The organism is Rhizobium sp. SG741 (assembly GCF_012275435.1).
Lineage (GTDB): Bacteria > Pseudomonadota > Alphaproteobacteria > Rhizobiales > Rhizobiaceae > Rhizobium > Rhizobium lusitanum.
The window spans coordinates 75,817-100,584 of sequence record NZ_JAAZQP010000009.1; the positions used below are offsets into that span (position 1 = coordinate 75,817).

At 58.4% G+C, this 24,768-nt stretch carries 24 protein-coding genes and 5 pseudogenes; 17 read left to right on the top strand and 12 right to left on the bottom strand.

Annotation, left to right across the window (positions count from 1 at the left end; all coding sequences use genetic code 11):
* Positions 1–424: 424 nt before the first annotated feature.
* Positions 425–529 (top strand): annotated as a pseudogene (locus FHT29_RS34545) (nuclear transport factor 2 family protein); the annotation flags it as partial.
* A 152-nt stretch (positions 530–681) separates the two neighbouring features.
* Here FHT29_RS34545 and FHT29_RS22140 read toward each other — a convergent pair.
* From FHT29_RS22140 to FHT29_RS22150, 3 genes are all read right to left on the bottom strand, one after another.
* Positions 682–1,104, bottom strand: a complete 423-nt coding sequence (locus tag FHT29_RS22140) for a GFA family protein (protein ID WP_037200557.1) — start codon at positions 1,102–1,104, stop codon at positions 682–684.
* Between the two features lie 130 nt (positions 1,105–1,234).
* Positions 1,235–1,813, bottom strand: coding sequence for a TetR/AcrR family transcriptional regulator (locus FHT29_RS22145; protein WP_047557521.1), 579 nt, complete (start codon positions 1,811–1,813; stop codon positions 1,235–1,237).
* Between the two features lie 406 nt (positions 1,814–2,219).
* Positions 2,220–3,173 carry a LysR family transcriptional regulator gene (locus FHT29_RS22150; RefSeq protein WP_047557519.1) on the bottom strand — a complete coding sequence of 318 codons (954 nt, stop codon included), beginning with the start codon at positions 3,171–3,173 and terminating at the stop codon, positions 2,220–2,222.
* A gap of 218 nt (positions 3,174–3,391) precedes the next feature.
* Between FHT29_RS22150 and FHT29_RS22155 the strand changes: the two genes are divergently transcribed.
* The 4 genes and pseudogenes from FHT29_RS22155 to FHT29_RS22170 all read left to right on the top strand — a co-directional run bounded on the left by FHT29_RS22155 (position 3,392) and on the right by FHT29_RS22170 (position 5,465).
* A complete protein-coding gene (locus tag FHT29_RS22155) occupies positions 3,392–4,126 on the top strand; it encodes an SDR family oxidoreductase (RefSeq protein ID WP_037200552.1) in 735 nt (244 codons plus the stop codon).
* A gap of 72 nt (positions 4,127–4,198) precedes the next feature.
* Positions 4,199–4,804, top strand: coding sequence for an NAD(P)-binding domain-containing protein (locus tag FHT29_RS22160; RefSeq protein WP_280951448.1), 606 nt, complete (start codon positions 4,199–4,201; stop codon positions 4,802–4,804).
* Positions 4,805–4,875: 71 nt separating this feature from the next.
* Positions 4,876–5,231, top strand: a pseudogene (locus tag FHT29_RS22165) (nuclear transport factor 2 family protein); the annotation flags it as partial.
* A 66-nt stretch (positions 5,232–5,297) separates the two neighbouring features.
* Positions 5,298–5,465 (top strand): hypothetical protein, encoded by a 168-nt coding sequence (locus tag FHT29_RS22170; RefSeq protein ID WP_156143697.1) that lies wholly within the window; start codon positions 5,298–5,300, stop codon positions 5,463–5,465.
* Between the two features lie 18 nt (positions 5,466–5,483).
* Here FHT29_RS22170 and FHT29_RS22175 read toward each other — a convergent pair whose 3' ends face one another.
* From FHT29_RS22175 to FHT29_RS22190, 4 genes are all read right to left on the bottom strand, one after another.
* Positions 5,484–6,104 (bottom strand): NAD(P)-binding domain-containing protein, encoded by a 621-nt coding sequence (locus FHT29_RS22175; protein WP_047557515.1) that lies wholly within the window; start codon positions 6,102–6,104, stop codon positions 5,484–5,486.
* 111 nt (positions 6,105–6,215) lie between these two features.
* On the bottom strand, positions 6,216–7,160 hold the full coding sequence (locus FHT29_RS22180) for an SDR family oxidoreductase (protein WP_047557512.1): 945 nt from the start codon (positions 7,158–7,160) through the stop codon (positions 6,216–6,218).
* Between the two features lie 116 nt (positions 7,161–7,276).
* Positions 7,277–8,248: an SDR family oxidoreductase gene (locus FHT29_RS22185; RefSeq protein WP_037200545.1), complete on the bottom strand. Its 972-nt coding sequence runs from the start codon at positions 8,246–8,248 to the stop codon at positions 7,277–7,279.
* Between the two features lie 37 nt (positions 8,249–8,285).
* A complete protein-coding gene (locus tag FHT29_RS22190) occupies positions 8,286–8,921 on the bottom strand; it encodes an NAD(P)-binding domain-containing protein (protein WP_047557509.1) in 636 nt (211 codons plus the stop codon).
* A 248-nt stretch (positions 8,922–9,169) separates the two neighbouring features.
* On the opposite strand from FHT29_RS22190, the gene FHT29_RS34550 reads away from it, so the two are divergent.
* Together FHT29_RS34550 and FHT29_RS22200 are read left to right on the top strand one after the other, a co-directional pair.
* Complete coding sequence (locus tag FHT29_RS34550; protein ID WP_246703073.1) at positions 9,170–9,295, top strand: helix-turn-helix domain-containing protein; 126 nt, start codon at positions 9,170–9,172, stop codon at positions 9,293–9,295.
* Between the two features lie 790 nt (positions 9,296–10,085).
* A complete protein-coding gene (locus tag FHT29_RS22200) occupies positions 10,086–11,216 on the top strand; it encodes an alpha/beta hydrolase (RefSeq protein WP_246703074.1) in 1,131 nt (376 codons plus the stop codon).
* A 237-nt stretch (positions 11,217–11,453) separates the two neighbouring features.
* On the opposite strand, the gene FHT29_RS22205 is transcribed toward FHT29_RS22200, so the two are convergent.
* The gene (locus FHT29_RS22205; RefSeq protein WP_113118406.1) at positions 11,454–11,663 is read right to left on the bottom strand and encodes a LysR substrate-binding domain-containing protein; all 210 of its coding nucleotides are present in this window, start codon (positions 11,661–11,663) and stop codon (positions 11,454–11,456) included.
* A gap of 51 nt (positions 11,664–11,714) precedes the next feature.
* Positions 11,715–12,038, bottom strand: coding sequence for a DUF5335 family protein (locus tag FHT29_RS22210; protein ID WP_246703075.1), 324 nt, complete (start codon positions 12,036–12,038; stop codon positions 11,715–11,717).
* Positions 12,039–12,370: 332 nt separating this feature from the next.
* On the opposite strand from FHT29_RS22210, the gene FHT29_RS22215 reads away from it, so the two are divergent.
* A complete protein-coding gene (locus FHT29_RS22215) occupies positions 12,371–15,025 on the top strand; it encodes an erythromycin esterase family protein (protein ID WP_047557500.1) in 2,655 nt (884 codons plus the stop codon).
* 72 nt (positions 15,026–15,097) lie between these two features.
* Here FHT29_RS22215 and FHT29_RS34555 read toward each other — a convergent pair.
* Positions 15,098–15,369, bottom strand: a pseudogene (locus FHT29_RS34555) (transposase); the annotation flags it as partial.
* A gap of 865 nt (positions 15,370–16,234) precedes the next feature.
* Here FHT29_RS34555 and FHT29_RS22225 point away from each other — a divergent pair.
* Positions 16,235–16,681, top strand: a complete 447-nt coding sequence (locus FHT29_RS22225) for a pyridoxamine 5'-phosphate oxidase family protein (protein WP_037200539.1) — start codon at positions 16,235–16,237, stop codon at positions 16,679–16,681.
* Positions 16,682–16,750: 69 nt separating this feature from the next.
* Positions 16,751–17,083: a hypothetical protein gene (locus tag FHT29_RS22230; protein ID WP_037200538.1), complete on the top strand. Its 333-nt coding sequence runs from the start codon at positions 16,751–16,753 to the stop codon at positions 17,081–17,083.
* 217 nt (positions 17,084–17,300) lie between these two features.
* On the opposite strand, the gene ligA is transcribed toward FHT29_RS22230, so the two are convergent.
* Positions 17,301–19,439, bottom strand: a complete 2,139-nt coding sequence (gene ligA, locus FHT29_RS22235; RefSeq protein ID WP_047557494.1) for an NAD-dependent DNA ligase LigA — start codon at positions 19,437–19,439, stop codon at positions 17,301–17,303.
* A gap of 322 nt (positions 19,440–19,761) precedes the next feature.
* Between ligA and FHT29_RS22240 the strand changes: the two genes are divergently transcribed.
* The 7 genes and pseudogenes from FHT29_RS22240 (at position 19,762) to FHT29_RS22270 (ending at position 24,221) form a co-directional block, all read left to right on the top strand.
* The gene (locus tag FHT29_RS22240) at positions 19,762–20,076 is read left to right on the top strand and encodes a ChaB family protein (protein ID WP_348644876.1); all 315 of its coding nucleotides are present in this window, start codon (positions 19,762–19,764) and stop codon (positions 20,074–20,076) included.
* A 380-nt stretch (positions 20,077–20,456) separates the two neighbouring features.
* Positions 20,457–20,981 (top strand): Hsp20/alpha crystallin family protein, encoded by a 525-nt coding sequence (locus FHT29_RS22245; RefSeq protein ID WP_047557491.1) that lies wholly within the window; start codon positions 20,457–20,459, stop codon positions 20,979–20,981.
* Positions 20,982–21,088: 107 nt separating this feature from the next.
* A pseudogene (locus tag FHT29_RS22250) lies at positions 21,089–21,181 on the top strand (BAX inhibitor (BI)-1/YccA family protein); the annotation flags it as partial.
* A 293-nt stretch (positions 21,182–21,474) separates the two neighbouring features.
* Complete coding sequence (locus FHT29_RS22255) at positions 21,475–21,717, top strand: hypothetical protein (protein ID WP_037200530.1); 243 nt, start codon at positions 21,475–21,477, stop codon at positions 21,715–21,717.
* Between the two features lie 57 nt (positions 21,718–21,774).
* A complete protein-coding gene (locus FHT29_RS22260) occupies positions 21,775–22,422 on the top strand; it encodes a BON domain-containing protein (protein ID WP_037200529.1) in 648 nt (215 codons plus the stop codon).
* Positions 22,423–22,772: 350 nt separating this feature from the next.
* Positions 22,773–22,934, top strand: coding sequence for a DUF3309 family protein (locus FHT29_RS22265; RefSeq protein ID WP_080760562.1), 162 nt, complete (start codon positions 22,773–22,775; stop codon positions 22,932–22,934).
* Between the two features lie 219 nt (positions 22,935–23,153).
* Positions 23,154–24,221 carry an SbmA/BacA-like family transporter gene (locus FHT29_RS22270; protein WP_037200527.1) on the top strand — a complete coding sequence of 356 codons (1,068 nt, stop codon included), beginning with the start codon at positions 23,154–23,156 and terminating at the stop codon, positions 24,219–24,221.
* 125 nt (positions 24,222–24,346) lie between these two features.
* Here the strand turns inward: FHT29_RS22270 and FHT29_RS34560 are convergent.
* Positions 24,347–24,529: pseudogene (locus tag FHT29_RS34560) on the bottom strand (PRC-barrel domain containing protein); the annotation flags it as partial.
* Positions 24,530–24,768 lie beyond the last annotated feature (239 nt).

The following is a 24,768-nucleotide window of genomic DNA, read 5'->3' on the forward strand; positions in this document are numbered from 1 at the left end:
CCCTCCGCACTTGGCAAACACTTTCAAAGGCCGGCAACACTATCAATTTTCTGATAAACTGCATGCCGCTGACTCTGCTGCATTTTCCGCGATTTAAATATTTTCTCCAAAATAATATGCCGGACGAATTGGGCCTTACGCGGGGGAGGTGCGCCGAAAATCCGCGCTGCCAGCTGGCCTGTGGGTAGGTTTCGCGCAGCTAAGCAACAGAACTTGGCGATGCTCTACGGGTGTCCAGTGATGGGCTTGAGATTGTTCGGGCCGATAAGATTACTTTCTCGCGTTTCGAGAAGGCCTTCCGCCCAGTCCTTACCGGCCGTCTTTGCGGATCGAGCGTTTGTCGAGGCCCATCCAGGTTCTAGGTTGGAGCGCGACCTTCCAGCAAAGCCATGCACCGATATTCTGCTGGGGTCGACAGCAGCAGTATGCCATCACCGTTCGAGATGGCAAGCTGACGAAAATCCGTGAGTATATCGATACGCAGCCACTGGCACGGGCCTCCGAGACGGCCGCGAGCCCCAGATCCTGAGCCTCAGGATGGCGAGGCAGCACAACCGGCGGGTCGACTGCCTCGCTATCGGCGGCGGCCCCGCGGGACTAACGGCGGCGGCCGTTGATGCGCAGCGCGCTGTTGCCTATCTCCACAATCTCCAGTCGCAGTTATTTTGCTCTCAACAACATTCACAGGAGGCGCGTGTCGGCCGGCTCGTGCTCATAGTCATCGTGGCGGCCATCGACATATTTTATCGACTTGGCAATTTGGTCGGTGTCCTGCCCGATATCGTCCAACGCGGCGATAGACACTGCGTAGAATCTGCCGAGTGATTCCTTGTCACCCTGTCCAAATGTGCGGACACCACAGGTCTCGCAGAACCGATAGTGAAGATTTGCCTTTGATTTGCCGGGCGGAATCCACGTGTAGTCGGACAGGTTATCCTCGCCCTTTTCTATTTTGAAGTCATCGGCCTGCAGGATCGCGAACCAGAATCGTGCCTTGCTGCATATTGAGCAATTGCAGCGCGTCGTTCCTTTTTCGAAATCAATCGCGGCTTCAAATGCGACGGCACCGCAATGACAGGAGCCGTGGTAGGTCTTCTTGGTCATCATATTCTCCTCAGTACGCGTTGAGTAGTCTCCACGGCTGGAACAAAGGTAGATCTTCTACGGTTGCGCAGCGGGCGGCCTGTTCCCGTTTGGCTGAGGGCGAGCATCGACCGTTAGACGCGGACGTTGTTCAATACACTGCCTTCTCAACATCGTTGCTCGACGGATTAGCCAGGATGGCGCTCGCGACAATGTGAGTGAGATGGTCGGCCCGAGGCGCAAATGAAGGTAAGTCGACGAGCCATCCAAGCGCCGACATCAAGCCAAACAGATCGTCCCCATTCATGTCGGCGCGCGCCCTGCCTTCTCCCTGAGCACGGGCCAGTAATCGCGCGCTCGCTGAGTGCACCGCAGCGCATGAAGCATAAAGGGCGGAATCCGGGTTCGTATGTGCGGCCGCCATCATTGCGACAACGCCCTTCTGGCCTTGGGCGAATGCTATCCATTCGCGAAACCAAGACAGGAGTGCTTCGTCAGGCCGGGCTGACGTTTCGAGCTCGTCTGCCTTCTGCGTCAGTGCGTCCAGCTTCGTACACACCAACGCTTCAAACAAGGCTTCCCGCGTCGGGAAATGACGAAGCAGCGTGGCCAGCCCGACGCCGGCGCGGCGGGCAATATCGCGCATGGATGCGTTGACGCCGTGCTCTGCGACGACGTCACGCGCGACCGCGAGAATATGGTCGTAATTTTTCCTAGCGTCGGCTCGCATATCTCGCCCTAAAAGGATCGGTGATCCTTATATTTGGATCAGTGATCCGATAGATATAGTGGATGTTTGCAAATGGCAACAGAGGCGCTGTTCGAAAGCGTGGAAGTGGAAGCCACGGGAAGCACCAACCGGCCGCCTGCGCACTAGTGACCCGAGCGCGTCGTATTGCTGAAGAAGCGGGAGCGTTCCGCGAACAAGCACGCGGCCTAGCCAGCGGCCTGGAGGCCGAGTTGAGAATCGTGCTCGACGCGCTTTATCCGATTCCTCAGATATTTGATGCGCTTCGGGCCTTCACCGAACAATTTCCGACAGTACCGCCGCGCCTCTACGTCGCGTCACTGGGTGCCGCTGCGAACCTGGTGACCGACGGGCATGCACCATTTAGCCGGCAGATTAATCTTCTACCTCACGCATTCTGCAGGCTGATCGCGGTTCGTCGTTGGTTATCGAGTTTGGACGATTGATCCTGGCGAGATGTGTCGCCTGCAAGAACGCCCGCGTGAGCACGCAGTCTCTCTGATATGAACTCCGTGAACAGGCGGACACGCTTGGTCTTTCGCGTTTCGCCCTGTGTCAGCACCCACAGCGTTCCATGGGGGCCGAGACGTGTGCCAGGAACTCTGACGAGCAACGGCTCAGCATCTCCGACGAAGCTTGGAAGCGCCGATATCCCCAGGCCCAGCCGCATCGCCTCGAGATGGGCTGCATCTTCCGGGACCCGGAACGGGGCTCCGGTAATTTCGACGACATCGCCCTGGGCCCACTCCGGCACGCCCTCTATGTTTTTCGATATCCATCTGATGTTGCCAGACTTGCCGTCTTTCCAAGCCGCAAGAAGGTCGCGAGACATATAGACACCCACGGAAAGGTCGGGACCTTTCATGCCGTGAAGATTTTGCGGCAAAGAGTTGCGATCAAAAACGACTCTCAAGGCCACGTCGGCTTCGCGATTTGTCAGGTTGGCATTTTCCAAAGAAGAGTGGATCTCCATCTCGATCTCTGGGTGCTGTCGTGTAAAGGAGGCAAAGTCAGGCATCAACAGGTGTGTCGCCAGCGTGGGCGCCATTGTGACTCGCAGGGGACCACGCACGGCCTGATCACGGCCGGACACGCGGCTCACCAGCAAATTAGACGAGGCCTCCATCTGTTCTGCCAGTTCCTGGACCTGTTCGCCAGCTTCGGTGAGGCGATAGCCTGCGGGCAACTTTTCGAACAACTGCGAATGGAGCTGGGCCTCTAGCTGCGCGATGCGCCTGAGGACCGTCGTATGATTGACTTCAAGCTGGGCCGCGGCCGCACGGACGGAACCATGTCGGGCCACGGCGAGAAAATATCGAACATCATCCCAGTCGATCGTCATTGTATTCCTGGCCAAATCGCAATGCTGATGTCTTGAAGCGGTGCTTTAGCACAATTCCCCGCGATGCAGGCGGTGTGATTATGCACCACGCTTGTGCAATTTTCCGCACTGATAGCGCGGAGCGCGGCCTCCTACCTCAATGTAGCAAACAAAGCGGGTCGGCGCGCTGACCCTAAACGTTTCTTTATTCCGCGCAACCCCAACGAAGGATGCATGACATGACTAGACTGAATGGAAAGACCGCCGTGATCACCGGTGGTGCTACCGGTATCGGCCGCGCTGCCGCAAAACGCTTCATCGAGGAGGGCGCCTTCGTCTTCATCTACGGCCGCCGGCAGGAAGCGCTCGACGCCGCGGTGGCCGAGCTCGGACCCAATGCCCGCGCGGTGAAGGGCTCGGTCTCGGATGAGGCTGACCTTGATCGCCTCTACGCGGCGGTGAAGGCAGAGCGCGGAACGCTCGACATCGTCTTCGCCAATGCCGGGGCCGGAAGCCCGCTTCCGCTCGGTAAGATCACCGCCAAGCACATTGACGAAACTTTCGACACCAACGTGAAGGGTACGATCTTCACGGTCCAGAAGGCGCTGCCGCTGATGGGCAAGGGCGGTTCGATCATCCTGACCGGATCGAGCGCCGGCACCACGGGCGCTCCGGGATTCACTGCCTACAGCGCAAGCAAGGCGGCGGTGCGCAACCTCGCGCGGACCTGGGCCGAGGACCTGAAGGGCACCGGCATCCGGATAAACGTGCTGTCGCCCGGGGCGACGGCGACCGAACTCGCGAAGGAGGCGCTGGGCGAGGAGGGTCAGAAGGCCTACGGTGCGATGACTCCGCTCCAGCGCATGGCCGATCCGGCAGAGATCGGGGCCGTGGCCGCCTTTCTCGCGTCGTCGGACAGCAGCTTCATGACCGCCAGCGAAGTCGCCGTCGACGGCGGCTTGGCACAGCTCTGACGCACCACGCCACGACCTTCGGCGCTCTATTAATCGTACTGAGCGCCGTGGGACGGGATAGATACAAGGAGAATAGATATGAGCTACGCAATTATCGGCTTCGGCAATATCGGCCAGGCCCTGGCCAAGGCGTTTGCCCGCAAGGGCGTTGAAGTATCCGTCGCAACCACGCGCGACCCGGAGAGTTTTGCCTCTGCCGCGGCAGCGATCGGCCCCACAATCATTCCCAAGACACTCGCCGAGGCCGTCAAGGCGGATATCCTTTTCTTGGCTGTCCGTTTCGAGTCGCTTCCGGATGTCGCGAAAGCGCTTCCCACATGGAAGGGGAAGACGATCATCGATGTGACCAATGCCTACGGCGTGCCCCCTGAGGAACTGGGGGGACAGCCTTCGTCCAAGTTCGTCGCGCAAGCCTTCACTGGCGCGAGATTGGTCAAGGGCTTCAACCATTTGGGTGCTGCCTCCCTTGCCCAAGATCCAGCCGTGCATGGTGGCAGGAGAGTCGTGTTTCTGGCGAGCGACGATGACGCTGCCGCAGACGAGATTGGTGCGCTCGCGGAAAATCTCGGTTTCGCGCCGATCAAACTTGGCGGGCTTTCGGAAGGTGGGCTGCTGGTCCAGGCGCGCGGAAAAAGCTGGGGGCAACTGATCTTCAAGGACTTGGTCAAGTTCGACTGATGGGCGGGACGCAAATATCGATATGATCCCGCCTCGTGGGACCCAACGTGTCCGACTAGATCGGGCACGATCTGCTGACCTTGGTTGCAGACGATATTGAATGGATCATTCCGGGCGGGGACTGGCCGCTGGCAGACACCCACCGCGGGCGTGGGGAATTGGCAGCAGTGCTTAAAAGGGCGGTCGAAGAGGTGGAAATGACGTACCCGAAGCCCCCGAATTCGTGGCGCAGGGGTATCGGGTAGTGGTGGTAGGCGTCGCTAAGGGAAAAATCGACGCGACGAACAAACCTTACAAGGACGATTGGGTCTTCGCCATTACCGTTCGAGATGGCAAAGTGACGAAGATCCGGGAATATATCGACATACAAGCACTGGCGCGGGCCTCCGAAATGGCCGTGAGCCTCAGACCCTGGGCTTCGCGATAGAGCGAGGCCACTTGCAGCACAACCAGCGGATCGACTGCCTCGTCATCGGCGGCGGTTCCGCGGGGATTGACGGCCGCGCTCTACCTGGCGCGGTTCCGCCTGACCGTTCAGGTGGTCGACCGAGGCGCGGGGCGGGCCGCATCGATCCCGCTAACGAGGAACTATCCGGACTTCCCCGATGGCATCACCGGCCGCGACCTCGTCCAACGCATCGGAGAGATCGCGGGCTCGTGAGGACGCGGTGTCGGTGATTCAGCCGATATCGACGGTCATGGCGAAGTCCCAGGTGCCGGCGCCGTTTTTGGCGAGGCCAATCATCATCAGCCCAAGCGCCTCGAGCGTCTGGGCCATGTGCAGGCCGCCGACATCGAACGGACGCAGCCCGAGGCTCTCGAGGAAGGCCGAGACGCGCTTCTTCGCCTCCGCATCGTCGGCTGCGATGAACGCGTCGAGGCGTCCACCCTTCGCAAGGACGTGACCGAAGATCGTGTTGAAGGCCTTCACGACATGCGCGCCGGCGGGCAGGCCCTTGGCGGTCTCCTGTGCGCCTGAACTGCCATGGGGCGTTACGAGGCCGGAGAGGTCGGGTGCGACGGGGTTGGCGATGTCGATGATCACCTTGCCGTCCAGCGCTGGCCCGAAGTCGGCCACCGCTCCCGCCGCACCGGCGTACGGCACGGCGAGGATGACGATGTCGCCCGCAGGTGCCGCGCCGTAAGTCCCTGCGGTGGCTCCGGCTCCAAGTTGGTCGGCAAGCGCCTGCGCGTTGGCCACGGTACGGCTGATTACCTCGACGGTGTGTCCAGCCTTCGCGGTGCGGCCGGCGATTGCCGCCGCCATTTTTCCTGAGCCGATGATGCTGATAGTGCTCATGTGCAGTCTCCTTTTGAATCTGGGGGTATTGCTCGTCTTCCCTGGACGGATCACGCCATCACGACGTTGCTGTCCTCCAGGCGCGGCATGACGAGCCGGCCTGTCGTCACCTCATCGGTCGGCGGGGAAGTAATGGCCGTTGTCCAAGTCGGCGAACAGGCCGGGCTGAGTTGGTTCCCAGCCAAGGGTCTGGCGGGTGATGGCGTTCGAGGTCGGCGTGTCGAGCGTGACCAGATTCGCAAGGAACCCAAAATATCCCGGCAGCATCAGCACGTCTGCAGGAATTGGCACAGCCGGCAGCTTCAAACGCTCGCCAATGGCCTCGGCGATCTGGCGGTACGGAACGGCCTCGTCGGTAACCGCGTGCCAGTTGCATCCGGCAGGCCCCTTCTCCAGCGCCAAGCGAAATACGGTGGCAAGGTCGCGGGCGTGCACGGCCCCCCACCGGTTCGTACCGTCTCCGGGATAACCGACGACACCCTTTTCCTTCGCCAGCCCGATCAGCAGCGGAAGGAAGCCGGCCTTGTCGGTCGAACTGTGCATGATTTCAGGAATCCGCACGATTGAAGACCGCACGCCCTTCTCGGCGAGGCCAATCACCGTGGTTTCCACGATGTTACGAACCCGCAGGGTGCCCTTGTAGGGATCGCCGCCAGGAAGGGGCGGATCCTTCTCGGTGGCTGGTCGGCCCAAGCCTTCCCACCCAGGTGAGCCAATACTTCCCGACGCGATCAGCGGCTTTCCGCTTCCCGCCAGTGCCTCGCCATAGGCGAGCATGATCTGGAGTTCGGCGGCGGCTACAGCGTTGATCCCACCTGTTGGAATGAGGTCTTGCCGGTGCGCGACATGGATGACGCCGTCCGAGGCAGCGGCCGCCTCCATGAGACCGTCGATATCCTCGAGGCTGCCGCAACGCACCTTGGCGCCGAGCGCGGACACTGCCGCTGCGGCCGCGTCAGAGCGTGCCAAGGCGGTGACCGCGTGGCCGGCCGCGATGAGATCGGAAATGATGTACGGACCGGAATGGCCGGTGCCGCCAGTAACAAATACGTGCATGTAACTGCTCCTTGCGAGCGATTTGAGGTGAGGGCGTTGGTGCGAGTGCACTCAGCCGAGAAGGCTGATGCCGATTGCGAAGTTGGTGTGCTTGATGAGGAGAGGCTCAGATCAACTCAAGCGGCAGGGAAGTAATGGCCGTTGTCCATGTCCTCGATCAGACCGGGCTGGAGAGGCGCCCAGCCGAGCGCCCGTCGCGTGATGGCGCTCGATGCCACGAAGTCACCGGTGACCACCGCCGACAGGCCGCCGAAATATCCCGGCACCATCATCTCATCGGCGGGAACGCTCTTGGCGGGCAGGCCGATGCGCTTGGCGACGGCCTCGGCGATCTCCCGGAACGGGACGCCCTCGTTACCCACCGCGTGCCAGGTCTTTCCCGCAGCGCCCTTTTCGAGTGCAAGACGGAACAAGGATGCCAGATCGCGTGCATGTACGGCAGGCCATCGGTTCGCGCCGGCTCCAGGATAGGCGACGAAGCCTTTCTGCTTCGCGAGCCCCGTCAGCCCGACGAGAAAGCCCGCACGATCGGTTGGGCTGTGCACGATGAGAGAAATCCGGACGACCGAAGACCGCACCCCCTTCTCGGCAAAGCTTAGCACGGTGGTTTCCACGATATTGCGAGACACCAGAGTGCCTTCGTCCAAGGGGCCGCTCGGCAAAGCAGGGTCATCCTCCGTCGCAGGTCGGCCGAGGCTGATCGGCGCACCGATGCGGCCAGCACGGCCTGCGTTCGAGGGCGCGCCGATGCTGCCCGCCACGATCAGCGGCTTATTCGTGCCGGCCAGCGCATCGCCCAACGCCAGCACGATCGCGAGCTCAGAATCGCGCAGGGCGGTTAGCCCTCCGGACCGGAGGAGGTCGGCCCTGTAGCCGAGGTGGATGACGCCATCGGACTCCGCAGCTGCCACCTTCAGCACATCGAGATCGGCGAGGTCGCCACGACGCACCTTGGCGCCGAGCGCGGACACCGCGGCGGCCGACTCGTCCGATCGCGCCAGACCGGTGACCTCGTGGCCGGCCGCGATAAGTTCCGGGATGACGTACGAGCCGGCGTGGCCGGAGGGGCCGGTGACGAAGACGTGCATGGCAATGCTCCTTGCGAAAAATGGGATATTAGGGCGCTCAGTCGAGGAGTTTGACGCCGATCGAGAAGTTGGTGTGTTTGACGGCATGGGTAACGAGCCCGAGCACAAGCATGCAGGCGTGTTCCAGCGCCCGCGCCATGGATAGCGGCCCGGCATCCATCGAGCGCAGTCCGAGGCTCTCGACGAAGACCGAGACGCGGGCCTTCGCCTGCGCGCCGTCTCCAGCAATGAACACGTCCACCGGGTGGCCCTCGACTGGGCCAGCGGCGAGGACGTGGGCATTCAGGGTGTTGAACGCCTTTACGATTTCCGTATCGGCAGGCGCGGCTTTGGCGATCTCTTGCGCGCCAAAGCTGTCGGCAGCGGTCAAGAAGCCCGAGAAATCGGATTTGATGGGGTTGGTGATGTCGATGAGGATTTTGTCAGAGAGCTTCTCGCCATAGTGCTTCACGATGTCCAGAACTGCCGTGTATGGAACGGCGAGGATGACGATGTCCCTGGCCGGGGTGGCGGCGAACGTTCCTGTCGTTGCACCGGCGCCGAGCGCATCGGCCAACGTCCGCGCTTTGGCGGTGTCGCGAGCCATCAATTCGACCGTGTGTCCGGCTTTGACGGCAAGGCTCGCGATTGCCGCAGCCATGCCGCCTGAGCCGATTATACTGACAGTGCTCATGTTCGTGTTCCTTGCCGGTTTTCCTAATGACATCTCGTTACGCGTCGGGCGGGGTGTCTGTTGCCGTTCACGCGCAAGCGTTGCGTCTATTGGATCGCCAATCCATTTATTATTCGGATCACTGATCCAAATATACGGACCGCCGATCCATTTATCAAGGTGCTTCATGAGAGCCGACGCAAAAAAATTACAGCCACCCCCTCGCAGTCGCGCGTGACGTCGTTGCCGAGCACGGGACCGATGTATCGATGCGCGATATTGCCCGCCGGGCCGACTTTGGGTTGGCTACACTGCTCCGCCATTTCCCGACGCGAGAAGCGCTTTTCGAAGCGCTGCTGCGGACCAACCTGGACACTGACACAGAGAGCACATGAACTTGAAGCGTCGGCTCCGTCTGCCGAAGCGCTCCTGACCTGCTTTCGCGAATGGATCGCAATAGCTCAAAGCCACAGGGGCGTCGTTGCGCTGACGGCGGCTTGCCCACACGGACCCCGACTCCGCGCTTTATGCTTCATGCGCGGCGATGCTCGCAGCGCGCGCGACTGTTGCTCCGAGCTCAGGCCGAGGGGATGGCGCGCATTGACATGACCGGTGAGGATCTGTTCGGCGCTGACGTCAGCGCTTGGATGGCTCGTCGACCTGCCTTCATTCGCGCCACGGGCAGGACATCTGGTTCACATCGTCGCAAGCGCGATCCCGACAGATGGGCTTGGCGACGAAGTCGAGAATCAACGCGGCGGCCGTTCGCCTTCGCATACGGCAAAACCAACAACCGAAGATGATTTAAGGACCAAACATGACAATTGCACCCGAGCCAGATTCCGTGGGGCTGGCGTCTGAACGGCATTCGGCCGAAAATCCTGCCGCTTTATGAACCTGCTTCTAATGGCATCGCTGGCGAAGGGATCAAGTGGGCGGCTACATTCGATTAGAAATATGAGCGCGGTGGAAGGAGAAGTTTGTCCCCTTTTCGACAGGGCGCAACTTATTGATTTTCATTCGTAAATTGATGTAGCGTGGGCCACGACCGGCGTAAGTCTTGACCCCCGCTACTTTTTCAATATCTTCAACGTTTTCAGATCGTTGTCGCGGATTCCAGCGGGGTCGATCTTCGGCTCCGGGTCACACACTAAAGGACCATTGGACCAACCGGAGTATTTGACGATGACAGCCGTACTTCAATCGATCGATGTTGCTGTCGGGCCAATGCCGGACCGACGTTCCATTCTCCTGCGAATGTCCGCGGACGCGATCTCCAGCGCAGCATGGGGTGCGCCTAGCTCCGCGCCAACGCTGGTGTCGCGCATTTTCAATACGCCGCGTCACACAACGCACTACCTCGAGTGCGGACCGGCCGACGGACCGTTGATGTTCTTCCTGCATGGGTTCCCGAGCATCAGTTTGATATGGCGGGCCCAGATGGAGGCGTTCGCCGCCGGCGGCTGGCGCTGCGTCGCTCCCGATCTGCGCGGCTTCGGCAGCTCTTCTGCCCCGGCAGCCAAAGACGCTTACTCCATAAAGGAAATCGTGGCGGATATGACGGAGCTTCACGACCACCTTGGCGGCAAACCTGCGATCTGGGTTGGCCACGACTGGGGCAGTATCGTGGCTGGGGCATTGGCCGCGCATGAGCCTGAGCGCAGCCGTGGCGTTGTGCTGGCGTCGTGGGCGTATTTTCCTGAGGCGAACAGCCTGCCTACGCTCGTGTCGCTGGTTGATCGAACGATCTATCCGGCTGACCAGTATCCGGATGGCCAGTGGGACTACGTCCGCTATTACATGACGAACTTTGATGGGGCAGTCGCTGATCTTGAAGCAGACCATGCAGCATATCTTGCTTCGGCCTATCAACCCGGCAGTCCTGACGTCGTTGGAAAGGTTTCGCCGATGGCGATCGTAACGCGCAACGGAGGACGCTTCGGCGCTGCACATCGTGCGCCGCCGACTAAACCAAATCCCGCGCTGTGGCTCCCAGCGGACTTCGAGGTGCTGGTACAGGCGTTCAAGGCTCATGGCTTCCGCGGCCCCTGCGCGCTGTATACAAATGATGACGCCAACATCGCCTACGCCCGCGAAGCGGCCAATGGCGGGCGCCTCTCGCAGCCGATCCTTTTCGTCAACGGCGATTTTGATCAAATCTGCACCATCGCTGGAAATCGCCAAGGCGACCCGATGCGCGCGGCCTGCACAGACCTTACCGTGACGAGCCTGCCCGCCGGACATTGGCTCCCGCTTGAATGCAAGGCGGAACTCATCCAGGTCATCCGCAGCTGGCTTCAGAGCAAGAAGCTCTGATGACGGGATGGAAAAGTGGAGTCTCCAACGTGGAGCGGTCGGCCTACGATGGGTCAACCACGCCAGGTTTCGTGTTGAATAGGCCAAGATGCAGTGCGACTTTGACCACTTATAAGGTCTATCGTGTGTTGGATACGAACCTGCATCGAGACCGACCGCCGATGATCTGACCCACCGAGAGTTTTCGAAGCCTCGCAGACTCAGGCGTTCCAGCAACACGCCAGATGGCGCCAGAACTCAAAGAGGTGACGCGACCTTGGGCAATGCCCCTGCAAGTGCGTCGATAGCGGACCGCACGCAGGTGGGCAGATGAGGTCCCTCGGGCCAGACGGCCCACACTTCCGACACGTGAGAAGACATCTGGCGCATTACTCTTACAAGTTCTCCGGACTCGACACGTTTCCGAACGAGCCAATGGGGCAACCAGGCGATCAATCGCGCAGCCAAATCCGATTTATCCGTTGCGCCTCTTAATCCGCTTCGCTGTCACCGATCCCATTACGGTTGCCGCGATGGCAGCAGCGTCACGATCTGATGCCGATCGTCTTGATCGACGATATCCAACGCCACCAAGGTCCCATCATCTTCCCTGATGGAAATCGCCTTGGGGCGATTGATGATGTGTTCGAGGCCGTCCAAGGAGATCTCAAGCGTATTCTTCTTCGGTTCGTAGGTCATTCCCAACAGTGGTGATGACGAGGTAAGGACCTGATCGCCCAAGGTAATCCCGACCACTTCAACCCGAACGTGCTTACCGCTGAGGGTCTTTACAAGGCTTTTGAAATAGGCTTGCCATTCTGCTGGAGCGATGGTCTTGCTCATCATGGTCTTCGTCCTTTTGAAAGCATTAAACTAAGACCAGGTATCGCTGGAATGATATGATCTGAATCAAGGATATCCCTATTTCTTCAGAAATGGTCAGAACCACGAAATTGCTGCATGGCTGCCGTCGCCGTGCCCGCTCGCAAAAAAGATCGGCACCGTCGCAGCCGGCCCGAAGCTGGGCCTGACGGTGCCGTCGTATTTCCCGTCGAAAATAGATCGGGAAAATAACCGGTCCTCATTTTTAGCTTCCGACAGCCTATCCAATGCGGCCATAGCGAGGATTTGATCTGCATCAATGTGGCAGATCACTGACTAGACATAGTGTTTTTATGGTCAAATCACATTACCAGTTTAACGACAGGTCCGATGCAGGCCGTCAGTTGGCGGCCAGATTGGTCACGCTCGCCCCTGATCGTCCGGTCGTTTACGCCTTGCCGCGCGGTGGCGTGCCGGTGGCGCTGGAAATCGCACGCGCGCTTCGTGCGCCGCTCGATCTCGTTCTAGTGCGCAAGATCGGTGCGCCGGGTGCTCCCGAAGTGGCGCTCGGTGCCGTTGTCGAAGGCGAAAGCCCTCAGACAGTCATCAACGAGGACGTGCGACTGGCGACCGGTGTCGATGACGCTTATCTCGAGCGCGCGCGGCAGCGGGAACTCACCGAACTCGAGCGCCGCCGCGCACTCTACCTTGGTAACCGCGCGCGACTGGAGCCGACCGGACATACCGCTATCATCGTCGATGATGGACTTGCCACAGGGGCTACAGCCAAAGCCGCGCTCATCGCGATTAAGAGCCAAGGTGCGGCCAAGACCATCCTCGCCATCCCCGTCGCACCGGAAGAAACGCTGGCCGAAATGCGTCAGCACGCCGACGTTGTCGTGTGTCTGAATCCCGCCAGGAATTTTCAAGGGGTAGGCGGATTCTATCGCGATTTCCACCAGCTCACCGATGAAGAGACGATCGGGCTGCTGAGACAAGGGTGGGCCGAAGGCGCTGACGCTGCGCCCGATCACTCCAGGCGCCGGATCGCAGTTCCCCCGCTCGGTCTGGTCGGCGATCTAAGCGTACCGCCGGATCCACGAGGCATCATCCTTTTCGCCCATGGCAGCGGGTCGAGCCGACTCAGTCCGCGCAACATTGCCGTTGCCGACCGGCTGAATGCCGAGGGCTTCGCGACACTTCTTCTGGATCTGCTGACGGTGGATGAGGCGAGAGACCGCCGCAATGTCTTCGACATTCCATTGCTCGCGGAGCGTTTGCTTGAGGCCGCGATCTGGATCGGGGCGGAGCCGGACATCGCCGATCTGCCGCTTGGCCTGTTTGGCGCGAGCACCGGGGCCGGGGCAGCAATGCTGGCGGCAGCGGAGCTTCGGGGCCGCGTGGCGGCGGTGGTCTCGCGTGGTGGTCGCCCCGATCTGGCCAGCCCACGGCTGGGCGACGTGGAAGCGCCGACCCTGTTCATTGTCGGCGGCGACGATCAGCAGGTTCTTGCACTGAACCGCAAGGCACTGGCTGCCCTCACATGTGACAAGCTGCTGAGGATCGTCCCCAACGCCACCCATCTGTTCGAGGAGCCTGGCGCACTTGAGACAGTGACCGAAATGGCAAGCGCCTGGTTCCAGCATTATCTGTCTCCGCCGGTGCAAAGCCACGTGCCGGCGCCCGCAGGAGTTCAGCCAATGTCGCCGGTGTCGGTGGCGGCCTTGCTGCGGGCCGCGGCTGAACCGTTGCCTTCGCTGGATGATCCTGCCTTCCCCGCTGCCTTCGACCGGTTTGCTGATGCACGCGTGGTGTTGCTTGGCGAGGCCTCTCACGGCACCTCGGAATTTTACCAGGCCCGCGCCGCCATCACGCGTCGGCTGATTGAGAAACATGGTTTCACGATCGTTGCAGTCGAGGCCGATTGGCCAGATGCCGCCGCGGTTGACCGTTATGTGCGACAAAGCCCACATCAGCCGATGAATTCAACGCCGTTCGCCCGATTCCCGACCTGGATGTGGCGCAACAAGGACGTCGATGCATTCGTCAGCTTCCTGCGCAATCACAACGCCACAAAATTGCCCAACGACAAGGTCGGCTTCTACGGCCTCGACCTCTACAACATGACGGCATCGATCGCCGCGGTGCTCGCCTACCTTGACCGCGTCGATCCAGAGACTGCGGCGGTGGCGCGCGGGCGCTATGCCTGTTTGTCGCCGTGGTCGCGGGAGCCGGCGGCCTATGGTCGTGCATCACTGACTGAAGGTTATGCACTATGCGAGCGGCCGGTGACGCGCATTCTCGTCGATCTCCTGCAAAAGGAGTTCCAATACGCCAAAAAGGATGGCGCTGAGTTCTTCGACGCCATGCAGAATGCTCGTCTTGTGGCCGATGCGGAACGCTACTATCGGGCCATGTATTACGGCGCTCACGAATCGTGGAATCAGCGTGACCAGCATATGTTCGATACCCTCCGGAATATCCTCGCATGGGCAGGTCCAAAGACAAAGGCTGTCGTCTGGGCCCACAATTCCCATATCGGGGACGCGCGATTCACCGATATGGGCATGGAGCGCGGCGAACTGAACATTGGCCAGTTGTGCAGACAGGCCTATGGACACGATGCTGCCCTGGTCGGCTTCGGCACCCATACCGGGACCGTTGCGGCGGCCTCGGAATGGGACGCGCCAATGGAGATCAAGGCGGTACGGCCATCTCGTCCCGATAGTTACGAGGCCTTATGCCACGACGTCGGTACTGAACGTTTCCTGTTGGACCTTCGCGCCGGACAGCACGAGGATCTCCGTCGCGGCATTGCTGAGCCGCGACTCGAGCGCTACATTGGCGTCGTCTATCGCCCGGAAACAGAGCGCTGGAGCCATTACAGCTACGCATCGCTGGCCGATCAGTACGATGCTTTCGTCTGGTTCGACAAAACAAGTGCCGTGGTCCCCTTGCCGACGCAGGTGGCTACCGGCGAGGATGAGACTTATCCATTCGGCCTCTGATCCAGAAGCACGCAACCGTTGTCCAAGTTGTTCCGCATGTCAAAATAGGTCAGCGGTCGTTGCCATCTTGCATCAACGAGCGCTGATCATCACCTGCACCCGTTCGCGCAGTGCGATGGACATCATTCTCCAGGACTGATCGACAAGTTTCAGGCGACACAGCAATGGGCGGCAATGTCGTCGCAGTCCTTAAGGTGCGGTTTGACAGCCAGTTGCCCTCATAAGCCGCCAGCCATTCTCGACCGGGTTCAATTCCGGCGATCTCGGCGGAAGGATGATCGGGTCGCCTGATCGAGAATGAGCACAGCGTGAGAACCTTTATCGACCGCATGGCTGATTTTCTCGCCGAATTCAACTCCCCTGGTGGGCCTACGGCTCCATAGCTGCCCAGCAGCAAAGCCGATCATCTCGCGCAACAAATCTGCATGCACGCCGTTCTCAACAAGCGAGCGCAGGTTCATTATGTCATTGTTCACTGGTGATCTTTCCATCAGCTTGGTCTTCGACAACACGACCCTACTGGAAAGCACTGAAGGCCTCCCGCAAAGCCGACCGCCCGCTCTTCACCATGAAACGCGACGGCATTCAGCGTTGCTGTCTGCCGTCGCGTACAGCACCTGCCGGCGCACAGTCGGGCGGAATTTTTTTGCCCTTTTGCCGCTCATATTGATTTGCCTCAATGCACTAACGCCACAGCAGAACTATCGTAAGATTGTTCGATAATGTATGCTCATTCAGGAGCGATGCTATGCTGAGAGTAAAGCGCGATAGTTTCGGAGGCCCGGCTGGTAACGCTGTGCCGTCGTTGGGTGAAATTGGGGGGCGAGTCTTCGTTCTTGAAGCTGTGGCGACCACCGCTCTAACAAGGCTTTTGAGGCACTGTGCTGCAGATGGTCAAACCGAACACATAGAAGCACTCCGGCGCGCAATCGAAAGGAAATGTCGCGAGGCAAACCTGCCCGAAGCTCAGATTGCGGCTGCGTCGGAATATGCTCAAGAGTTGTTTAAAGACGCAATGGAGCGGGCGGGGAAAACTCCAGTTACAGGGCAATGAGATCCAGAACGACGGTCCTTCGCCGTGGCAACTATTTGCATTCGCAGCGGCATGCCTTCGTGATCTCTATGCGCGCATTCGATTGCCGAAATGGAAGGTGCGGCGACGTTATCGTGTTGTTGATGGAAGATCCGCTATACCAGTGAGGAGTAGCAATGAACATCCAAGAGATGGCATACGAGGATTGTATTGCCCTCGTAAAAAAACAATGGCTTGCGAGATTGGCCTGCGCGAACGCAAATATCCCGTATGTCGTCCCTGTTCAATATGCGTGCGCCGGTGACAGGTTATACGCATTTACTTTGCCAGGTAAGAAGCTGGATATCATGAGAGCGAACCCCAATGTATGCGTTCAAATTGACCAGCTTAAAAGCAAGCACTCTTGGAAAAGTGTAATTATCGATGCGAGATTCGTTGAGCTTGATGGCGATGAAAGTCGCGAAGAAAAGCATCGGGCCTGGTCCCTGCTAGCGCAACACCTTGATTGGTGGGAGCCTGGTGCTTTGAAACCATCCTCCAGATTGGCGGATGCAACCCCCAAAACACACACTTTCTTTGCTCTCGATATGATTGACGTGAGTGGGCGCGCCACGGCGAGCTAGGAAACCAGGAACTTCCAAGGTGCGAGGAGAGCAAAAAGTCGCTTTCGTCTCCTCATAAGGATTTTCGCCATGCCAAAAATCGACGGTAAAAATTCAAGTGACAAAGGCAATGCAATAGCGCCAACGATTGGGGAAATTGAAGGTCGTTTTCTTGTTCTTGAGCTTGTCGCTTTGAGTTCCATGACAAGATTGCTTCGTCTCCACGACGAACAGGAAAAAGCAGAGTTAATTGCAGAGATACGGCACGATATCGAAATTAAAGGCCGCGATTGTGGACTTCATTTTCGAGATATAATCGACGCGCAAAGCTACGCCGAAGATTTATTGAGGGACGCTCAAGCTCAAGCGGACGGTCTCGATGACATTAAGCATGCATTCCTGAAATCAGATAGGGATGAGTAAATGCTAGCGGGTAGTGGGCTCCCCATCGCTTTATGGTGAGTCCGGCATCACATTCAGGTCGATGCTTTGCGGGCATTGATGCCAGCAGATGGTCAAACAAGCACGAAGCGGGCGGATTGCTATCCAGGTGGTTCACGCACTCATCACGATTTGCATGATTGTCGGACCGATTGGAAGAATATGTGTGCTGACCAGCTGCGTTGTTGAGCCCTGACACCTACCCGCGCGCCATCCTCAGCCACTCCGCTTCAGACAGAACCGTGACCCCGAGCCTTTTTGCCTCGGCAAGCTTCGATCCGGCGCCTGGGCCGGCAACGACAAAGTCGGTTTTCCCCGAGACCGAAGTTGCGGCTCTGGCGCCAAGCCGTTCCGCCTGCTCTTCCGCCTCTTCGCGCGTCATCGATGTCAGCGATCCTGTAAAGACGACGATCCGTCCTGCCACGGGCGACAGAATGTCGGATCGCGGCATGTCAAGGATAACTACTTGCCCGATGAGGCGCCGGACGATGTCGAGATTGTGAGTCTCGCCAAAATAGGACGCGATGCTGTCGATGACGGTGTCGCCGATTTTGTCGAGCGCATTCATTTCCTGTCTCGCTCCCGCATCGCCCGCCGCGATTTTCAAACATGCGGCTTCAAATTGGCTCCATGAGCGATAGGTTCTGGCCAGGACCAAGGCTGTCGTCTCGCCCACATGGCGAATGCCCAGCGCATAGATGAAGCGATCAAGGGCAATACGGCGGCGCATCTCAATCGCGCGAAACAGATTTTGAGCGGACTTTTTACCGAAACCCTGCTGGCCTGCGAGGCCGATGTCGCTGGCGCGCCCTGCCAATGTGAAGATATCGGCGGGCTCGCAAATCCAACCATGTTTGAAGAGGAATTCTATTTTCTGTTCTCCGAGACCTTCGATATTGAAGGCGTGACGGGATGCCAGCAGCTTGAGATGTTCGATCTTTTGGTAGGGGCAGGCCAATTCTCCCGAACAGCGCAGATGGGCGCCTTGCTCCCCGGAATGTGTCAACTCTCGCACGACCTCCGTCCGCAGGAAGCACGGGCATGTCGTTGGAAAATCGTAGGGTTGGGAGGTTTTTGATCGCTTTTCCGGTAAGACGTCAACAACTTGCGGGATCACGTCACCGGCGCGTTCGATGACGACTGTATCATTGATGCGAATGTCGCGTCCCCCACGAATAACCTGTCGGTTTGCGCTGATGCCTGCGATGTAATCCTTGTTATGAAGCGTGGCCCTTCTAACGACGACGCCCCCAATATTGATTGGCTCAAGCTTAGCAACTGGCGTCAGGACGCCCGTGCGCCCCACCTGCATCTCTATATCCGTCAGGACGGTTACGGCGCGTTCCGGTGGAAATTTGTGAGCGATCGCCCAGCGTGGGCTACGTGCGATCGAACCGAGCTTGTTTTGCCAGTCGATCCTGTCCACCTTATAGACGACGCCGTCGACATCGTAGTCGAGTTTCGCCCGAATCTCCTCGACTTCTTGATGAAATGCGTGCAATTCTCGATCCGAATGACAAGTCCTGGTCAGAGGGTTCGTTTTAAATCCGCAGGAAGCAAACCAGCGCATCATGTCGGATTGAGTAGCCGCCGGCATCCGGCTCATTTCGCCCCAGGCATATGCGAAGAAACCGAGGGGACGAGAGGCGGTAATCCGCGGATCCCTCTGGCGCAAGGAGCCGGCTGCCGAATTGCGCGGATTGGCGAAGGTTTGCTTGCCGGCCGCCACCTGAGCTGCGTTGAGTTTCAGGAAATCGGTCTTGGTCATATAAACCTCTCCCCGCACCTCACAAATATCCGGCACGTTGCCGCCACGCAGCCGCTGGGGTATTTCTGTCACCGTTTTGATGTTGGCAGTAACATCTTCACCTTCGGCGCCGTCACCACGTGTGGCGCCAGTGACAAGGGCACCCTTCTCGTATCGCAGCGATATCGAAAGACCATCGATCTTTGGTTCCGCGCTGAAGGCGATGGCTTCCGTTCCCCGAATCTTGAGCGACCTGCAGATCCGGTCGAAGAAATCGCTGACTTCTTCATCGGACATGGCATTTTCAAGGGAAAGAACCGGCACGACGTGGTGGACTTTGCGGAATTCGGTCGCCGATGCGGCGCCAACCCTCAAGGACGGGGAGTCCGGGCGTAGCAATTGTGGAAATCGTTGTTCGATCGCAGCGTTGCGGGCGCGAAGCGCATCGTATTCCGCGTCGGTGATTGTTGGCCGATCCTCTTGATAATAGCGCTGATCGTGAGCGGCGATTTCCTTTGCAAGCCGTTCGAGTTCAGCAGCGGCTTGTGCGGTGGTGAGATCGTCAGCAGCAATGTCGTTGGTGTTTTTCACTGTCGAACTCAGCCCTGGTGTTGCCGGAGGTAAGCATGTCAGACCCAATCCGAATCCCGGTTGTAGATGCCGCCTAGGCATCGACTCTTGCCTTCAGGCTTGAACCGGCGAAGGCATCGGGGGCTCCGGGCCGCATCTCATTTGTAACAGCTGGAGCAATCGACACGATGATCTTGATCAATCACCGTCGATCTGGCGCCAAATTCGCCGTCTTCGCAGTTTGATTGCGCGCAATGCGCTGCCAAGGCTGCTCGTTCAGAATGCATTCGTGTGGAGCGGTCGATTTCGCGCGAGAATCCGCCAATGTCGAAAGAAATGTCATTTGAACCGCGCTTTATGGCGGGCGACCAGCGGCGATTTTGCGCTTATTCTCAGCGACTTCGCCCTCTCCAGCCCTGCCGATTCTTTAAGGAGAATGACGTCGATGCCTTACAATTCGATAGGAGAATTGCCTCCTTCCGTTGGCAATCATCTGCCGATCCATGCTCAGGAAATTTATCGGGCAGCGTTCAACAATGCATGGGAGGAATATGCCGACCGCGACAGGGTGCGGGAACAGATTGCACACCGTGTTGCTTGGGCAGCCGTCAAACGGCTTTACGTCAAACAGCGGGACGAGTGGATCCCCCGGGCCTGATGGGTATCGCTCCCATCATTCATCTCCGGTTCCCTGGTCTTCCTCAAAGTAAACCGATCCCTCGTGTGGTCGCGGCAACAATGAGACTGTTCGGCCTCCGTGCAGAAACGAACCATGGTCACGCGTTTTGATCCACATCAATGAAGGAGTGCTTAGAAGAGCGTTCTCTAAAATTCCTGCGGGATCGAGCCAGATTAGGTGACGCGACGCAAGATGAAGCGTCCCTGACGCATCGACAGAGTCATGAACCTGTATTGGCAGTGACATCCGGCAGGCAGGATCTGCCGTCCTTTTGCTTTTGCGCCTTCGGGAGAACTTAAGGCGGAAGAGCAAGGATTGGCGGCGCCTGTAGGGATTTGTCCAACTCCAGGAGATGAGCCATGGCTGACGCCGTTACAAAACTGCCTATCCAGAAATCCTCTGTGCCCGCAAAAGCTGAACAATGGGCACCGTTTGAGACCCTGCGTCGAGAAATCGACCGCGTGTTCGACGGCTTCCGTCCGTTCGATTGGCGTCTGCCGTCGAAAATGCTCGATTTCGAAGTGCCCCGTATCTCCCGCGCCGAATGGCAGATCGCTCCAGCCATCGATCTCGTCGAGAAAGATGGCGGCTACGAGATCACGGCGGAGCTTCCCGGCCTTGATGAAAAAAACGTCGAGATCAAACTTTCCAATCACACATTGACGATCACGGGAGAGAAGAGCGAGGAAAAGGAAGACAAGCGGAAGGATTACTATCTGTCCGAACGCCGCTACGGTTCCTTCCAGCGCAGTTTCCAACTTCCTGAGGGTGTCGATGCCGACAAGATCGACGCCCAGTTCGCCAAGGGCGTGCTGACGGTCAAATTGCCAAAGACCGCCGAAGCAAAGAAGGCGGAAAAGAAAATTACCGTCAAGACGGCCTGATGTCCCGCGAGCCGCCTTCGGTGCGCCATCCGTTGTGGCGCACCATCGGTATGTCGGTTTCAGCATGTTCTGCGTATGCAGAAAGCGACCCGGATGAAGCGCTATCAAAAAAGGCGCTGATGAGAGCCCTCACGCTCGATCTCGATTTTATCAATCTGTTCATGATGCTCTTGCGGTTCACCGGTCAACGACGGGCATAGCGATTGATTTGGCACCAGGAGTGAGCCACTGGGCAACTGCTTCTGTTGCGCTGATGGCCGGCGACCGAGCCGTTGGCGCCGGCGCCGCAGCCAGCCTGCACTTCATACAGTTTCCCGGCAAGAACAAGTCAGGAAATCCGTATTGGAAGAGCAATAATTTGATTCAAATCAACGTCATAGTACTCTGATTTTGCTTACTATTTGCAAAAATCAATCTGAAGAGCCCTCAGGTTTCCGCGGGGTGCTTGGTGTCTTTCCGAACGCCCTTTCTTTATTTCTGATGGAGAGTAAAGATGAAGATATTAACGGCAATTGCGGTCTCTTCTATGGGCCTCGTCGGCCTGATGACCGGCAATAATGGCAGCGATGCGGTTACCAAGGGCCCGCGAATTACACACCTGGCCGTTATCTCCGCAGAGCGAACCCGAATTCAGCAATCGCGTGCACGGCTAGATGCCTTGCGGGGGGCTTTGCTCCAGCAGAAAGCCCGACTGCGCGCGAAATCCGCAAACGACGGCGTCGTGCTTCCGGTTTAAACCGGTGCGCCGTTCGTCGATTGCTTACAAGTCCAGAAGAGCTGAAAGGAGCAAGTCATGGACGATATCACCCTGAGACAAAACATTCTCGATGAACTTGAATTCGAACCGAGCATCGACGCTGCGAGCATCGGCGTCGCTGTCGACAATGGCATCGCAACCCTCACTGGCCATGTCAGCTCGTATTCCCAAAAGGAAACCGCCGAACGGGTCGTGAAGCGAGTGAAGGGCGTTCGCGGCATTGCCGAGGAGATCGAAATCAGGGTGTTCGGCACTTATGAAACGGAAGACGAAGACATCGCCAGCCGGGCCGTGAAAATGCTCGACTGGAATGTGTCCGTTCCGAAGGGCGCTGTCCAGGTCAAGGTCCAAAAAGGCTGGGTCACGCTCACAGGTAAAGTCGAATGGCAGTATCAGAAGAACGCTGCGGCTGATACCGTTCGCGACCTTGCTGGGGTGGTTGGTCTATCCAACATGGTCGAGATCACCCCACGCGTCAGTGCCAATGATGTGAAGAAGCGGATCGAGGACGCATTCAAACGGGACGCGGGACTCGAATCCCAACGCATCAGCGTTGAAGTTTCCGGCGGCAGCGTCACTCTCAAGGGTAAGGTTCATACCTGGTCGGAACGGACAGCGGCGGACCGTGCGGCCTGGTCCGTTCCGGGGATCAAGAACGTGATTGATCAAATCGCGGTCGGGTGATCTCATTCGACGAAGAAAGGGATTTGGTGCGACGTCAAACGTGTCGCACCAAATCTTCGATTCAAGTCCGCGGGCCTGCACAGACACCAGATACGAGCTGCGCCACCGATCCGGGCCGTCCTGGTCTACCACCGATCTTAACGGCCCATTGCTGCTCGTTGCGGATGAGGTTCCGTCCGCCAATTTTGACGCGGATCAATGTAGTTCTCTGCAATGCTGTTAGGTTTGGTTCGCTAATTCAATAGGCGTTTGTATCGGCGTGCTCTGCTCGATCGCAGATTTGCAATATCTGGGCGATCGACAAAAGCCGTATTCCAATGAAGCGCGAGGCGAGCCCGAGGAGGCGACCCATGTCTCTACTATTGATAATCCTGATCCTCTTCTTGCTGTTCGGCGGCGGCGGATACTATGGCTATAGTAGATATGGCGGAAGGGGATTGGGCGGTGTCGGTTTTCTGCTTATCGTCGTCCTGGTTATTTTGTTGTTTGGTGGACACATGGGACGCTTCTAAAGCAGCGATTTGTCCGGTTACGCGCCGTTTGCAAGTCGTGCCACGAATTGTCGGAGTGTCAGCTCACGGGCAAGAGAAGATCAGGCTGGATGCATCCCCACTGTTGCAGAAGCGGCTACATACCACCAGGGAGCCTCTGCGTTGCAAAAGCACAACCCGCCTCCACCAAGAAATGTCGTAGCGTCGGTCCGAGAGACGGCCCCAACGGCAGGTTTTCCGGTGGATCGCCGACGCGCGTTGGTCAGCCGCTTCTGGCGGAGTGCGTCGGGCTTCTGGCGAGGCCCAAAGGCCTTAACGGCATGGTTGCCGACTGCGGCTCTCTTAGCAAGCGTGTTGCTGCAATTGCTGATCCAATATCGCCTGAACTATTGGGGGCGCGATTTTTTTGACGCTTTTGGGCGTCGTGACAGCGCCGTCCTGAGAGCCCAGGCACTGCTTTTCTTGCCGCTTGCCGGTGCAAGCATTCTTGTTGCGGTTCTTGGTGTCTGGTCGCAGATGACGACGCAGCGACGATGGCGTGCATGGCTGACACAGCACTTGATTGATCGTTGGCTCGCCAATGACCTGTTCCGAAAACTTCCATTTGCCGTCGGCGAGGATCAGAACGCTGAATATCGGATCGCGGAAGATGCCCGCGTTGCAACTGATGCCCCAGTCAGCATGGCAGTAGGCTTGCTGAAGGCGGTACTCAGTGCGGGAATCTTTATCGGCATACTTTGGAATGTCGGTGGCGACCTCGTCATCGGCGTCGTCGGACATGAATTGACGGTGCCCAAATATTTGGTCATCGCAGTTGCGACCTATTCGGCGCTTATGACTCTCGCAATGACCATCATCGGTCGTCGTATGGTGAAAATTATTGCCGGCAAAAACGCTGCCGAGGCGCAGTTCCGTTCGATTGGCTCGAATTTGCGTGAACGCGACACGGCGGCCGCGAGGTCGCAAGGGGAGATTCAACAGCAGCACTCGCTCAGTCTAGCGCTAGATGACGTAATAAATCGTTGGCGTGAGCTGTGCGCCCAGCTGATGCGTACGACCCTCGTATCTCAGGGAAACGTATTGCTCGCCCCGGTCATCGGCTGGGTCCTATGCGCTCCGAAGTATTTGGTTGGGACGATGTCACTGGGTGAGGTCGCCCAGGTGACCGCGGCGTTCGTTATTGTCCAGGCGGCGCTCAATTGGCTGGTCGACAACTATGCGAGTTTGGCGGACTGCCTTTCCTCGATCAATCGCGTCGCTTCGTTGCTCATGGTGCTTGATCAGCTTGATAGCGAAGGGCGCGATTAAGTTCGCCACGCAGTCGGCGTCACAGAAAGTCGGGTCAAGGCTCGGAAGCAACCCATTCCAACCATGTGTGGGCAATGGACTTTGTCCACGCCCAGTTGGCCACGGCTCCATCCCGTGTCCATTTTTTAACGGCGATGCTCAGGCATGTCCTTAAGCTGGTCCTTGGTCCAGGTCGTGACCGCATGGACCTCGCAATCCTCATCACCCATGAAGTCAAGGTCCGTCAATGGAACCGCAACCGGATTGGCGCCAATTCCGAGAAACCAGCCGACGTCGATGATCGCCTGGCTGCCGGCATCGTGGACGTGCCTGCAGCTTGCGGCCTTGTGCAGGATTTGAGGCTTCTTATCTTTTAACTAGTTCTACAGGCAATTCTGCAATGGATCGAATGGTGCCCAATATGCTGTCCGAAAGCTCAGTCGAGATACTGCCGCCTGTGCGCGAAGACACGCCCGGACCGGATAGGGTTACGTGCCTTTGCTGTCATAAAGCCCGATCGTTATCCAGCATGGATGACGATGGTTGCGGGATATGCGACGAGTGCCTC